The organism is Micromonospora sp. NPDC000121 (assembly GCF_042899165.1).
In the GTDB taxonomy this organism is placed as follows: Bacteria; Actinomycetota; Actinomycetes; order Mycobacteriales; family Micromonosporaceae; genus Micromonospora.
In genome coordinates, this window is the sequence record NZ_JBIAZP010000016.1 from 124,910 (window position 1) to 139,354 (window position 14,445).

Genomic DNA, 14,445 nt, shown 5'->3' on the forward strand with positions numbered 1-14,445 from the left:
TGCCCTCCTGGATGTGCGACGTTCAGTTCGGGGGCAGCCGTAGCCGGGCGATCCGCCGTTCGCCGTCGAGGGCGCGCATCGCCCGGGCCAGCGTGGCGACGTGCAGTTCGTCCTCGCCGCGTTCGAGCATGGTCTCCGCCGTCACGCCGATCGCCTTGGCCTCCGCCGCCAACGCCTGCGCGGCCAGCACGCATCCCCGCACGTCGAAGTGCCCACTGTCCCGTGCCGGATTGAGGCGGGCGACCAGGTCGACGATCCGCAGGTAGCGGTCCACCAGCTCCTGCTCGGCGCGGGTCAGCGCGGGAAGCTCTCGTTCCGTCATGGACGTACCTTGTCATCCCGGTGCCGGCGCTGCCAGCCGCCGAGCACCTCGTGGCTGGCGTGGGCGACCTCGTCGAGGACGGCCTGGAACGCCGCGAGCACCGGGTCGTCGACGGCGCCCGTCGCCGGCGGGACGGCGGGGTCGGCGGCACCGTCGGCGCCGGGCAGCGCGGCGAAGTCCGGTCGCAGGCCCTGCACCCACAGCGCCGCGGCGAGCCGGGCCAGTGCCGCCAGCCCGTCGGGGCGGCCCTCCGAGGCGCTGACGACGACGTGCCGCTGACCGTGCAACGTGTCGCGGACGAAGGCGGCGAGGCTGCCGTGGCCGACCTGCACGAAGACCCGGGTGCCCTCGTCGTGGAGGCGCTGCACCAGCTCCCGGAAGCGGACCGGCGAGACCAGGTGCCGGACCAGGAGCCGACCCAGCGCCGACTCGTCGTCGGGGTAGCGGTCCACCGTGGTCGCCGACCAGACCGGCACCGTCGCGGCCCGCAGTGGGACGGCCCGGAGGATGGCGGCCACCGGGTCGAGGTAGGGCGCCAGCATCGGGCTGTGGAAGCCGGACCGGAACGGCAGCACCGTCCGGGGCACCGAGGAGTCGGTGATCCGGGCGAACGCGGTGTGGATCGCCGCGTCGGTGCCGCAGAGCACCGTCTGCCGGGGACTGTTGTCGTGGGAGATGACCACGTCGGCCACCCCGTCGATGAGCCGTCTCGCCTCGACCACCGGACAGCCCACCACCGCGAACGCCACGTCGGGCAGTTGGTAGGCGTCCGGCCCCATCCGCCGGGCGAAGTCGTCGAACGCCTCCGCCGCCCACCTGCCGGCGGAGAACAGGGCGCTCCACTCGCCGGCGCTGTGCCCGGCGACGAGGTCGGGACGGATGCCCATCCGCCGCAGCGCGCCGTCCAGCAGCCGCCCGGTGTGCAGCAGGTCCCACGTCCGGCCGCCCACGGTCCCGGTGCGGTCCGGCGGGTAGCCGGGCAGGCCGAACGCCCCGGCCACGTCGTCCAGCGGTGGCCGGTCGTGCGCGGACAGGCCCGGGAAGAGGAACGCCACCCGGCCGGGGCGGTCCGGCCGCAGCACCGGATCGGTGGTGTACCAGAGGTCGGCCGGGCCGGCCCAGGAGCGTTCCCGCAGCACGAGTTCCTGGGCGAGGGCGAGCCGGTCCGGGGTCGGCGTCAGCAGGGCCAGTCGGCACGGCAGCCCCGGGTCGTCCGGCTCCACCGGGCGGCGCCCGCCCCGGGCCGCCGCCCGGAGCCGGTCCGCGAGCTCTGCCGGGGAGGACGCCGACAGGCGCAGGACGGCCGGTCCCGACTGGCGGGGGTACGGCGGCCCGGCCGGCTCAGTCATCGAACCCGGCGGGCCGGAACGGGGCCGGGTCGCCGGCCACGTACAGCACCTGGTGCGCGTCCCGCGGGCCCTCGGCGATCTCGCGCATCAGCGCCTCGACGCCCGCCTCAGGGTCGATCACCGCGATGCCGCGGCGGGCGTACTCCCGCTCCAGCTCGGCCGAGACCATGCCGCCGCCGGCGGCGGCCCACGGACCCCACGCCACGGCGAGGGTGCGACCGGTGAAGCGGTCGGCGGCGGCCAGCGCAAGGGTGTCCAGCGCGTCGTTCGCCGCCGCGTAGTCGGCCTGCCCCCGGTTGCCGAACACTCCGGAGACGCTGGAGAAGAACAGCAGCAGGCGCAGGTCCGGCTTCAGCGCGTCCAGCAGGACCCGGGCGCTGCGCACCTTGGCGTCGTAGACGGCGGTGAAGGCGGCCTGGTCCTTGTCCCGGATGAGCCGGTCGTCGAGCGTCCCGGCGCCGTGCACGACGACGTCGATGCGGCCGTGCCGGCGGTAGACCTCGTCGACGGTGGCGGCCAGGCGGGCGTCGTCGCGGATGTCGAACCGGTGGTACCGCACGGACGCCGCGTGTGCCCCGAGCCGGTCGAGGACGGCGCGCAGCTCGCGCCCGGCGAGCAGGGCCCGCAACCGGCGCTCCACCTCGGCCGGCGTGCCGGTGCCGGCCGCGAGCAGGGCGCGGCGCAGCTCGACCGGGTCCGTCAGGCCGGCCGTGGCGGCGTCCTCGGCGGACTCCGGCGGGGCGGTACGGCCCACGATCTCCAGGTGGCAGCCGTACCGCTCGGCGAGCGCCACCGCCGTCCGGGCGGTGATGCCCCGCCCGCCGCCGGTGACCAGCACCACCGAGTCGGAGTCCAGGTCGAGCGCCCCGGACGCGGCGGGGAGGTCCTGCCGGACGTACCGGCGGGTCACCCGGGCTCCGTGGGGCAGGCCGACCACCCCCCGGGGCGTCCCGCCGGTCAGCTCGTCGACGATCCGCTCGGCGACGGCCTCGGCACCGCCCTGCGGGTCCACGTCGAGCAGGCGGACCCGGGTCTCGGGATACTCGTGGGCCACGGTGCGGACCAGCCCGGCGAAGCCGATCCCGGCCAGCGCGGCGTGCTGCCCGGCCGGGGCGGTCTCCGAGTCGACGGGCGCGAAGTGACCGCCCATCGTGGTGACCACGGTGATGTCCGGCACCCCCGCGGTGAGCAGCGCGCGGAGCCGGTCGTACGCCGCCGGTAGGGCCGGCTCGCCGGCGTCGTCCGTGACCGGCAGCAGGATCGCCAGGTCGAGGTCTCCCGGCGGGGTCGCGGCGTCGGCCGCGACGACCCCGGCGCGGGCCAGCCGCCGGCGCAGCGCGTCCGCCAGGGCGGGCGCGCCGCCGGCGACCGCCGCGACGCGTCCGGAGAGGTCGGCGGCGGGCCGGGACGGCGCGGGCAGCGGCAGCAGGGCGGGGACGTACCGGTCCGGCGCCCTGCCGGGGGCGGGCGTCCCGGCGTCCGGCGTGGCCCGCCCGGCCGTCTCCGGGTCGCGCGTGGCCCGGTCGGCCGTCGGAGCGTCGGCCGGTTCGGGGACGGCGACCGGCGTCGCGGCCGGGCCGGTCGCCGCCGGATCGAGCGGGGGAAGCAGCGCCACCAGGTCGGCGATCGTACGGGCGCCGACGAGGGTCGACACGCGCGTCTCCGGTCGCGGCACCGCCAGCCGGCGCAGCAGCGTCTCGGCCAGCTCCGTCCGCTTGATCGAGTCGATGCCGAGGTCGGCTTCCAGGTCGATGGTGGGGGCGAGCATCTGCGCGGGATAGCCCGTCCGCTCGCTCAGCAGGTCGACGGCGAGGTCGAGGACGGTGGCCGGGCCGGCGTCGGCCGCCTCGGCGCGGGCGGGGGCGGCGGACGCCGCGGTGGCCGGCGCAGGGTCCGGTGTGGACCGCCGCGGCCGGGGCTCCCGGTCCAGGTAGCCGAGCACGATCTCGCGCTGGGCGTCGACCAGCTCCCGGCTGTTGCGCAGGAACTCCAGGACCGCCGTCTCGCGCGGATCTCCGCTGCCGGCGCTGTCCGCCGCCGCCAGCCGGGGCGCCTCGTCGGCGGGGCGCAGGCCGTTCGGCACCGGGTTGCCGTCCGGGCCCCGCACCAGGTGTCCGTCGACCGTCCACCCGGTGACGGCGGGGGCGGCGGCCGCAGTGGCCCGGGGGCCGGCGAAGAGGCGGGCCGGGTCCACCGGCACCCCCGCGACGGCCAGCTCCGCCAGGGCGTGCAGCAGGCGGGGCAGCCCCGGCTCGTTCGGCACGTCGCAACTGACCGCCCGGTGCGGTCGGTCGCCGAGGATCCGGCCGATCATCCGGCTGAGCACGCGGCCGGGCCCCACCTCGACGAAGACCCGGGCCCCGGCGGCGTACATGTCCTCGACCTGGGTCAGGAACCGCACCGGGGCGGCGAGCTGCCCGGCGAGGAGCTCGCGGATCTCGTCGGGTGCGTCCGGGTAGCGCTGGCCGGTGGCGTTCGCCCAGACCGGCCGCCGCGGCGGCTGCACCTCGCAGTCGGTGAGGACGGCGGCGAACTCCTCGGTGGCGTCGGCCATCGCCGGGCTGTGGAAGGCGCAGGAGACGCCGAGCGTGGTGGCGGACCGGCCCTGGGCGCGCAGCCCGGTCACCGCGGTCGCCACCGCCGCCTCGTGGCCGGCGATCACCACCTGCTCCGGGGCGTTGTGGTTGGCGATCACCACGGCGTCGTCGAGGCCGGCCCGGGCGAGGGCGGCGGCGACCTCGTCGGCGCTCGCGGCGACGGCGGCCATGGCGCCGCCCCGCCCGCCGGCCGCGTGCATCGCGGCGGCCCGGGCGGCGGTCAGCCGCAGCAGGTCCGGGCGGGACAGGGCGCCGGCGGCGTGCAGGGCGACGAGTTCGCCGTAGCTGTGCCCGCCGAGCAGGTCGGGCCGGACCCCGAGGGAGCCGAGCAGCTCCAGCAGGGCGAGTTCGGCGACCCCGAGGGCCGGTTGGGCGTGGCGCGTGTCGGCGAGCGTGGCCGCGCGCGCCGCCGCCGTCGCCTCGTCGAACGAGGTGGGCGGGAACATCACCGTGGCCAGCGCCGGGTCGTCGTACAGGTCGGTCCGCATGGCGGGGAAGGCCGCGAAGAGGTCGGCCAGCATGCCGGGGCGTTGGCTGCCCTGCCCGGGGAAGACCAGCGCCACGACGGGCGGCTCCGTCGGGCCCGGGTCGGCCAGGTAGACCCCGGCCCCGGGGTCGGCGGTGCCCGCGGCGGCCAGTCGCAACCGCTCCCGCAGCTCGTCGAGGCCGCCGGCCACGACGGCGGCCCGGACCGGCCGGTCGTCGTCGCGGGTGCGGTCGTACCACTCGAGCGCGAGGGCGTGCAGCGCCCCGTCGCCGGGCGGCGCGTCGGCGGCCAGGGCGGACAGGGCCCGCGCCGCCGCAGCGGTCGACTGCTCGTCGGCCGCGCGGAGCAGGAAGAGCTCCGCCGGCCAGCGTTCCCACGCCTGGTCGGGGTCGGCGGTGCTGGGGTGGGCCCGGACCACGGCGTGGAAGTTGGTGCCGCCGAAGCCGAAGGCGCTGACGCCGGCGGCGCGCCGGGCCGGGGGAGCGAGCCAGGGCCGGGCCGTGCCGTCGAAGGCGAACGGGCTGGCCGTGGCGTCCCAGTAGGAGTTGGGCCGGGTCAGGTGCCCGGTCGGCGGGCGGACCCCGGTCTGCACCGCCCGGACGGCCTTGATCAGGCCCGCCATGCCGGCGGCGCACTTGGTGTGCCCGATCAGCGACTTGACCGAGCCCAGCGAGCAGGTCGCCGGCCCCGCCCCGTCGGCGGCGAACACCTCGGACAGGGCGGACAGCTCGGTGCGGTCACCGACGACGGTGCCGGTGCCGTGCGCCTCGACGAGGCCGATCTCCCCGGGCGCGACGCCCGCCGCCCGCAGGGCCCGCTCGACCGCGTGCCGCTGGCCCTGTGCCCGGGGGGCGGTGAGGCCCATGCCGCGGCCGTCGCTGGCCCCACCCACGCCGGCGATCACCGCGTGGATCCGGTCGCCGTCGCGTTCCGCGTCGGCCAACCGCTTGAGCACGAGACAGGCGACGCCCTCGCTGATCACGATGCCGTCCGCGGACTGGTCGAAGGTGCGGCACCGCCCGGTGGGCGACAGCGCCTGCACCGAACCGAAGAGCAGGTAGTCGTGCACCGCGTTGTGCACGTCCACCGCGCCGCACAGCACCATGTCGCTCGTGCCGACGGCCAGTTCCTTGCAGGCCAGGTCGACGGCGGCCAGCGAGGACGCGCAGGCCGCGTCGACGGTGTAGTTGACCCCGCCCAGGTCGAGCCGGTTGGCGATGCGCCCCGCGATGACGTTGCCCAGGATGCCGGGGAAGGAGTCCTCGGTCAGGCGGGGCAGGTGGGCGTCGAGCGCGGCGGGCGGCTCGGCGAAGTACGTCGGCAGCAGCGCCCGCATCCCGTACGCGGTCGCGAGGTCGGCGCCGGGCTCGGCCCCGAAGATCACCGAGGTCTGCGCCCGGGGGAACGGGCGGTCGGCGTACCCGGCGTCGGCCAGCGCCCGCTCGGCGATGACCAGGGCGAGCAGCTGGGCGGGATCGATGCTCCCGAGGGCGGCGGGCGGTACGCCGTGGGCCACCGGATCGAACGGCACCGGCGCCAGGAAGCCACCCCAACGGGACGGGCTCTTCTCACCCGGGCGGGGATCGTCCGCCGAGTAGTAGCGGTCCACGTCCCACCGCCCGGGGTCGACCTCCACCACGGCGTCGGTGCCGGCGACGACGTTGGCCCAGAATGCGGCCGCGTCGGAGGCACCGGGAAACGCGCAGGCCATGCCCACGATCGCGATGTCCATGGAATGCCCGGATCCTTTCCTCATCCCGTCCCCGTCCCGCGCCCGGTCCCGCTCGTGACGGGCGGACGCGCGGTCGTACTCGAAAAGGGCACGTCGGCGGCGACGTCCGTCAATGCGCATAGCGTTGCGACGGACGTTTATGGTTTGCGGCCAGTGGCCCTGCGGCGGTCTGCCGCGGTGGCTTCGCACGGGCGGCGCTGACGGTCTGATGCCAGTTATAAAGACGCGAACCCGCGTCGGGGTTCGGAGAGTCGACACAAGCAAGATCGGTTGGGGCCTGCCTGCCTCCGAATGACCTCGTTCGATTCGCAAGCGTTTCGGTGATCCTTGCATACCGGCCGGTATGTGTCCACCCGTGATCGGATGGTCACCCGAACCGCCAGTTTTTGCCATCCGATGTCCGAATTGGGGGGATATGAGGGGCGGTTCGGCGTGGAAGTTCCACCGTGCGTGGGCCGCCGCACCCAGCCACCCGACTGAGTCAGTGATCAGCGTCACTCGATCCCGTGAAACTGCAGCTAGCCGTGATAATGCGCGGCGACCAAAGGTTCGTTAATTGCCGGAGTGCCTGCGCTAATGCGTACGTCGGTGACCCCGAACTTATTGGTGGGGATTGACTCCGTCCGGGCTCCATGATGTGCTTCCCGAGTCCCGACGGGGCCCGGCGGAAATGCGTCGGAGTGCTTCCGGGGGGTCGGGACGCCGGTGTCGTACGCGTCGTGGCGGCGACACCGCCGCGGGCGGAACAACGTGGGGGAGCAGGGACATCCAAGTGCTGATCCGTCCTGTCGACCGGGTGTGTGAGCACCGCGACCGCGGGCGGCGGACGACCGCCTGCCGCGGTGCGTCGAGCGCCCGGCCGCCGGGGCGGCGCCGGCGCGGCTGAGCTGGCCGCCGCGGGCGGAGTCGTCAGGTCCGGGTAGGGGGCCGCCCCGCGCCGGGTGCGGCGTTCGAGCCATGTCACGGGGGGAACCAGTGGATCTTGGATTGGACGGTCGGCGGGCGCTCGTCACCGGGTCGTCGTCCGGCATCGGAGCGCGGATCGCCGAGATGCTCGCCGACGAGGGAGTGACGGTCGTCGTGCACGGGCGCTCCGTGCCCGCCGCGGAGTCCGTGGCCCAGGGCATCCGGGCCAGGGGCGGCGTCGCGGAACCGATCGTGGCGGACCTGCTCGACGCCGACGGCCCGCACCGACTGGCGGTCGCGGCCGAGCGCTACCTCGGCGGCGTCGACATCCTGGTCAACTGCGCCGCCACCGGCCTGGACCGGCCGTGGGACGACACCACGGACGAGGACTGGCGGCGCCTGCACGAGCTCAACGTGGTGGCGCCGGCCCGCCTCGCCCAGGCGCTGGTCCCCGGCATGCGTCGCCGGGGCTGGGGCCGGCTGATCCAGATCGCCAGCGGCGCCGCCACCCAGCCGCAGGTCGGCTCGGTGGCGTACTCGACGACCAAGGCGGGGCTGGTCAACCTGACCACGGGGCTGGCCCGGGCGCTGGACCGCACCGGCATCACCGTCAACACCGTCAGCCCCGGCATCGTCGTCACCCCCCGCGTCGAGGCGTACGTCCGCGGTCTCGCCGCCGACCAGGGCTGGGGCACCGACTGGTCCGACATCGAGCAGCGCGTCCTCGCCCAGTCGATCGACAACCCCACCGGCCGACTCGGCACACCCGACGACGTGGCGGCGCTGGTCGTCTTCCTCGCCAGCCCCCTCGCGGGCTTCGTCAACGGGGCCAACCACCGCGTCGACGGCGGCGCGGTCGCCGTCGTCAACTGAGTCTCCGCGGAAGGATCAATGGTGACTGTCCACTACTCGGCGGACCGACGACCACGGTGGTTCCTCTTCCCGGACTCCCCGGAGGCGCCGGTGGCGTTGTACTGCCTGCCGCACTCCGGGGCCGGGGCGACCGCCTACCGGGCCTGGATCCCGGCCGCGGCGCCGGGCATCGCGGTACGCCCCCTGCAGCCGCCGGGCCGGGAGAGCCGGATCGACGAGCCGCCCGTCTTCGACGTCGCCGAGGTCGCCGACGTGCTCGCCGACGAGACCCGGCCGTACGCGCTGTACGGCCACAGCTTCGGCGCCCTCGTCGGGCACGCCGTCGTGGCGGAACTCCAGCGCCGCGGCGCCCCGCTGCCCCGGCGGCTCGTCGTCGGCGGATCCCGCCCCCCGGACGACCTCCCGGAACTCGCCCGCCGGCTGCTCGGCCTGGGTGACGAGGAGTTCCTGCGCGAGGTCGTCGGGATGGGTGGCACCCCGGCCGAGATCCTGGAGCACCCGGCGCTGGCCGCGCTGCTCATCCCGGTGCTGCGGGCCGACTTCGGCTGGATCGACCGCTACGCCGGCGTCGCGCACGGCCCGGTCGACGTGCCGATCCTCGGCTTCGCGGGCACCGAGGACCCGGTCGCCACGGCCGAGGCGATGGCCGGATGGCAGCGGATGACGTCCCGCGGGTACCGCGGCCACAGCGTGCGCGGCGACCACTTCTTCCACATCACCGACCCCGCCGGGGTGGTGCGGGCCATCGCCGCCGACCTGGCGGCCGATTCCCGGTAGCGCCTCCGGTGCGCCAACTCGACGGGCCCGGCAACGGGCGACGAGGTCCCCGGTCTCTTTGTCCGGAACGGAGCGGCACATGACAGACTGCCTGATCGTCGGTTTCAACGACGTCGACTTCGCCAGCTACGTCAGCGACGTGCGCCTCATGGGGTCCGACTCCGGCGCCTTCCGCGACCTGCGCCTGGCGTACATCGACCTCGACGGGCGACCGCTGCGCGCGCTGGACGCGCTGAGTCACCTGCGCGAGAGCCCGCCCGGCGCGCCGAAACCGTACTTCCACAACGCCGACTTCCTCTGGCCGGTGGTCACCGTGCTGGGCAGCTTCCTGGCCCGGCGGGGGTTGAGCGTCGACTTCGTCAACCTGTTCCAGCACGAGCGGGAGCAGCTGCGGGAGAAGTTGGACGGCGACGTCCGCCTCGTGGCGATCACCACGACCCTGTACGTCTCGCCGCAGCCGATCATCGAGATCGTCGAGTTCGTCCGCCGGCACAACCCGAAGGTGTCCATCGTGGTCGGTGGGCCGTTCATCACCAACCAGGTGGCCGCGCTCAAGCGCCCCGACCTGGACGCGATGATGGACTACCTCGGCGCGGACTACTACATCACCGGCCGCGAGGGCGAGCTGGCCCTGGCCCGGCTGGCGCTCGCGCTGCGGTCCGGCACCGACCCGGGAGACGTGCCGAACCTGGCCTACCGCGTGGACGGCGACTTCGTCCACACCCGCACCGAGATCGAGTCGAACCCGCTGACCGAACTGGTCGACTACCAGGTCTTCGGCCCCGACGCGTTCAACGAGTTCGTCACCACCCGGACGGCGAAGTCCTGCCCGTTCTCCTGCGCCTTCTGCGGCTTCCCCCAGCGGGCCGGCAAGTACACCTACCTCGACGTGACGCACGTCGAGCGGGAGCTGGACAACATCCGCAAGCTGCCGTCGGTCAACACCGTGACGTTCATCGACGACACGTTCAACGTCCCCAAGAACCGGTTCCGGGACATCCTGCGGATGATGATCGACAAGGACTACGGGTTCAAGTGGAACTGCTTCTACCGCAGTGACCACGGCGACCGCAGGACCATCGAGCTGATGAAGGAAGCCGGCTGCGAGGGCGTCTTCCTGGGCATCGAGTCGGGCAGCGACGTGCTGCTCAAGCAGATGAACAAGACCGCCCGCCGGGCGGACTACATCGACGCGCTCGGGGCCTTCAACGAGCACGGCATCTCGACGTACGCCTCGCTGATCGTCGGCTTCCCCGGCGAGACGGAGGAGACCGTCGCCGAGACCGTGGACCTGCTCGAGCAGGGCCGGCCGGACTACTTCCGGGCCCAGTTGTGGTACTGCGACCCGGTCACCCCGATCTACCAGCGCCGGGACGAGCTGGGCATCAAGGGCGAGGCGTTCAACTGGAGCCACCAGACGATGGACTGGTCCACCGCCGCCCAGATCATCGACGACCTCTTCGTCGACGTGACCAGCTCCGTCTGGCTGCCGCAGTTCGGGTTCGAGCAGTGGAGCACCTTCTACCTGCAGCGCAAGGGGATGTCCGGCGAGCAGGTCAAGGACTTCGTCCGCGCCTTCAACGGCGTCCTGGCCGACCAGTTGCGTCACCCCGGCGGCAGCGCCGCCCAGCCGGACCTGCTCGACCGGTTGCGCCGGGCGAGCCAGTTCGAGGCGGTGAACCCGCCGGGCCCGGCGCCGTCGCCGGTGAGCTGACCGTCCCGCCCGTCCCAGCAGAAGGCGGTACCGTGCGCCGAACACCTTCCGACGCGGTCCGGGCCCGGCTGGCCAGCCGGCTGGCGGCCGGGGCCGAGTTCCTCGCCAACGACACGACGGCCGACCCCGGGCCCCCGCCCGACGACACTGCGGCCACCGACGGCCCGCGGCGGTTCGCGACCGACGGACACGCGTCGGACCCGGACGCCCCGGCCCCGGTCTCCTTCGCGCAGCGCCGCCTGTGGTTCCTGCACCAGTTCCAACCGGACAGCCCGGCCTACCACGTGCCGGCGGTGCTGCGGATGACCGGACCGCTGTCCGTGGACGCCCTGCGGGGCGCCCTGGACCGGCTGGTGGCGCACCATCCCGCCCTGCGCACGGTGTTCGACGACGTCGACGGCGAACCGGTGCAGCGGACGGTCGACGTGCCCGCCGTCCGGCTCGACGTGACCGACCTGACCGACCTGCCGGCCGCGCAGCGGGAGGACCGGGTGCGCGAGGCGGTCGCCGCCGAGCGTCAGCCCCCGTTCGACCTGCGGCGCGGGCCGCTCCTGCGGACCCGGCTGTTCCGGCTCGGCGAGGACGACCACCGGCTCTTCCTCGACCTGCACCACATCGTCGTCGACGGCTGGTCGCTCAGCGTCCTGGTCAACGACCTGGTCCGCTACTACGCGGCGGGGACGGGGCACGGCACGGAGCCCGCCCGGCCGCCCGTCGACCCGGCCGGGCACGCCCGCTGGCAGCACCACCGCGTCGGCGCCGGCGAACTCGACGACCAGCTCGCCTGGTGGGAGCGGCGGCTCGCCGGCGCCTCGGCGACGGAACTGGCGCCCGACCGGGTGCGCCCCGCCGTGCTGGGCTGGCGGGGCGGTCGGCGGACCGTGCGCCTCGACGCCGAGCTGACCGGCCTGGTCCGGGCCGCCGCCCGCCGGCACGCCGCCTCGCCGTTCATGGTGCTCCTGGCCGGATTCGTCGCGCTGCTGCACCGGCAGACCGGGCAGTCGGACGTCGTGCTCGGCACGCCGGTCGCCGGCCGGGACCGGGTGGAGCTGGAGCCGCTGGTCAGCCTGCTGGTGAACACCGTCGTGCTGCGCACCGACGTGTCCGGCGACCCCACCTTCGCCGAGCTGGTGGCCCGGGTGCGCGACGTCGTGCTGGACGCCCAGGCGCACCACGAAGCCCCGTTCGAGCTGCTCGTGGAGCGGCTGCGCCCCGTCCGGGACCCGGCCCGCCACCCGCTGTTCCAGATCGTCTTCGCCATGAAGAACCTCCCCCCGTTCGAACGCCTGCACGTCGGTCCGCTGACGGTGGAGCTGCTCGACATGGTCGGCGAGGTCTCCAAGTTCGACCTCTCCGTGATGGCGTTCGAGGGCGACACGCACATCGACTGCGAGTTCGAGTTCAGCACCGAGCTGTTCGACGACGACCGCATCACGCAACTGATGGCGCAGTACCGGGCGATCCTCGGCTCGCTCTGCGCCCGCCCGGACCGGCGGCTGTCGGCGGCGGCGCTGCTGGAGCCGGCCGAGGAGGACCGGATCGTGCGCCGCTGGAGCGGGCAGGTCCGCGACTACCCGACCGGGCCGGTGCACCACCTGGTCGCGCGGTGGGCCCGGACGGCTCCGGACGCCCCCGCCGTGCGGGCCGACGGCAGGACGCTGACGTACGGGGAGCTGGACCGCCGTGCCGACGCCCTCGCCGCCCGGCTGCGGGCCGTCGGCGCGGGACCCGGCCGGCCGGTGGCCGTCTGCCTCGACCGGGGAGCGGAGCTGGTGACCGCGTTCCTCGCCGTGCTCAAGGCGGGCGCGGCGTACGTGCCGCTCGACCCCGGCTACCCGCCGGACCGGCTCGCCTTCACGCTCGCCGACAGCCTGGCCTGCGCGGTGCTGACCAGCGAGGACCTCACCGGCCGGTTCGCGGCGGCGCGGACCGCGGTGCTCGACGTCGCCGCCGCCACCGGTGGCGAGGCCGCCGCCGGGGCCGGCGGGGCGGCCGCGCCGGCGGAGCCGGACCCACGGGAGATCGCGTACGTCATCTACACCTCCGGCTCCAGCGGGCGCCCCAAGGGGGTCGAGGTCACCCACGGCGGCCTGGCCAACCTGGTGCACTGGCACCTCGACGCCTACCGGGTCGGGCCGCAGGACCGGGCCACCCTCGTCGCCAGCCCCGGCTTCGACGCCTGCACCTGGGAACTGTGGGCGGCGCTGGCCGGTGGTGCCGCGCTGCACGTGCCGCCCGAGCCGGTCCGGGTCGCCCCCGACCGGCTGGCGCGGTGGCTGGTCGACGAGGCGATCACCGTGACCTTCCTGCCCACCACCGTCGCCGAGGCGGTGCTCGCGGAGGAGGCCGTGACCGGGTCGGCGCTGCGGCTGCTGCTCACCGGGGGCGACGCGCTGACCCGTACGCCCCCGCCCGGGCTGCGCGCCCAACTGATCAACCACTACGGACCGACGGAGAACACCGTGGTGGCCACGGCCGACCCGGTGCCCCCGCAGGACGGGCCGGTGGTGCACGCGCCCCCGATCGGCCGTGCCATCGCCAACGTCACCACCTACGTGCTGGACGGTGCCGGGCGACCGGTGCCGGTCGGCGTGCCCGGCGAACTGTGCCTCGGCGGGCTCCAGGTGGTCCGGGGCTATCTGCGGGACCCCCGCCGCACCGCCGAACGCTTCGTCCCGGACCCCTTCGGGGCCACGCCGGGCGCCCGGATGTACCGCACCGGCGACCTCGTCCGCTGGCTGCCCGACGGTCGGCTGGACTTCCTCGGCCGGCTCGACAGCCAGCTCAAGGTGCGCGGCTTCCGGGTCGAGCCGAGCGAGATCGAGGCGGTGCTGGTGACCCACCCCGCCGTCCGGGAGGCCGCCGTCGTGGTCCGCGGCGACAACCCGGACCGCCGGGACCTCGCCGCCCTGCTCGTGCTCGAGGACGGGCCGGCGCCGACGTACGAGGAGGTGCGGGCCGTGGCCCGGCGGCACCTGCCGGGCTACATGGTGCCGTCGGTCCTCGCCGCGGTGGACGCCCTGCCCGTCACCACCAACGGCAAGCTCGACCGGGACCGGCTGTCCTGGCGGGACGGCCGGCCGCTGCGTCAGGAGGCCACGGCGGAGCCGCCGGTCGGCGCCACCGAGCGCGCGGTCGCCGAGGTGTGGGCCCTCGTGCTCGAGGTCCCGCCGTTGGGTCGCACCGACAACTTCTTCGACCTCGGGGGCCACTCGTTCCTCGCCCTGCGCGCCCGCCAGCAGCTCGCCGAGCGGCTCGGCACCGAGCTGAACGTGGTCGACCTGTTCCAGTTCCCGACCGTGGCCGCGCTCGCGGCCCACCTGGACCGGATCCGTGCCACGCCGGAACCGGCCGCCGGGGAGCAGGACCCGGGGTCACCGGCCAGCCGCGCGCAGCTCCGCCGGGCGGCGGTGCGCGGCGGCGCCCTGGCACGTCGTCGACAGGCGCACGAACAGCGCCGCCTCGCGGAAGGGACGGACCGATGACCGAGCTGCCTGCGCACCTCGACGACCAGTTCGACAACGCCCTGGCGGTGGTCGGCCTGGCGGGTCGCTTCCCGGGCGCGTCGAGCGTGGCGGAGTTCTGGCGGAACGTGTGCGCCGGGGTGGAGTCGGTGACGTTCTTCTCGCCGGAGGAGTTGGCGGCGGCGGGCGTGCCGGAGTCGGTGTACTCGCACCCGAGCTACGTG

Annotated in this window: 8 protein-coding genes; 5 read left to right on the forward strand and 3 right to left on the reverse strand. The window is 74.9% G+C overall.

Annotated elements, in window-relative coordinates; translation table 11 throughout:
• Positions 1-22: 22 nt before the first annotated feature.
• From ACFY23_RS30550 to ACFY23_RS30560, 3 genes are read right to left on the reverse strand one after another with little or no spacing between them, the layout of a single operon-like run.
• Entirely contained in the window at positions 23-322 is a 300-nt protein-coding gene (locus tag ACFY23_RS30550; RefSeq protein ID WP_091097049.1) for a hypothetical protein, read from the reverse strand.
• Entirely contained in the window at positions 319-1,671 is a 1,353-nt protein-coding gene (locus ACFY23_RS30555; protein WP_350685173.1) for an acyltransferase domain-containing protein, read from the reverse strand. Before ACFY23_RS30555 ends, ACFY23_RS30550 begins: the two co-directional genes overlap by 4 nt.
• The gene (locus tag ACFY23_RS30560) at positions 1,664-6,487 is read right to left on the reverse strand and encodes an SDR family NAD(P)-dependent oxidoreductase (RefSeq protein WP_350819485.1); all 4,824 of its coding nucleotides are present in this window, start codon (positions 6,485-6,487) and stop codon (positions 1,664-1,666) included. The genes ACFY23_RS30555 and ACFY23_RS30560 overlap by 8 nt, the downstream gene beginning before the upstream one ends.
• Positions 6,488-7,462: 975 nt before the next feature.
• Between ACFY23_RS30560 and ACFY23_RS30565 the strand changes: the two genes are divergently transcribed.
• The 5 genes from ACFY23_RS30565 to ACFY23_RS30585 form a co-directional block, all read left to right on the forward strand.
• Entirely contained in the window at positions 7,463-8,266 is an 804-nt protein-coding gene (locus ACFY23_RS30565) for an SDR family oxidoreductase (protein ID WP_350685655.1), read from the forward strand.
• 21 nt (positions 8,267-8,287) lie between these two features.
• A complete protein-coding gene (locus ACFY23_RS30570; RefSeq protein WP_350685656.1) occupies positions 8,288-9,043 on the forward strand; it encodes an alpha/beta fold hydrolase in 756 nt (251 codons plus the stop codon).
• 79 nt (positions 9,044-9,122) lie between these two features.
• Positions 9,123-10,757, forward strand: coding sequence for a PhpK family radical SAM P-methyltransferase (locus ACFY23_RS30575; protein ID WP_350685657.1), 1,635 nt, complete (start codon positions 9,123-9,125; stop codon positions 10,755-10,757).
• Between the two features lie 32 nt (positions 10,758-10,789).
• Entirely contained in the window at positions 10,790-14,242 is a 3,453-nt protein-coding gene (locus ACFY23_RS30580; RefSeq protein ID WP_350685659.1) for an amino acid adenylation domain-containing protein, read from the forward strand.
• Positions 14,239-14,445 (forward strand): beta-ketoacyl synthase N-terminal-like domain-containing protein (locus ACFY23_RS30585; protein WP_387051314.1); only part of this gene is annotated, 207 nt, incomplete at its 3' end. The genes ACFY23_RS30580 and ACFY23_RS30585, both read left to right, overlap by 4 nt.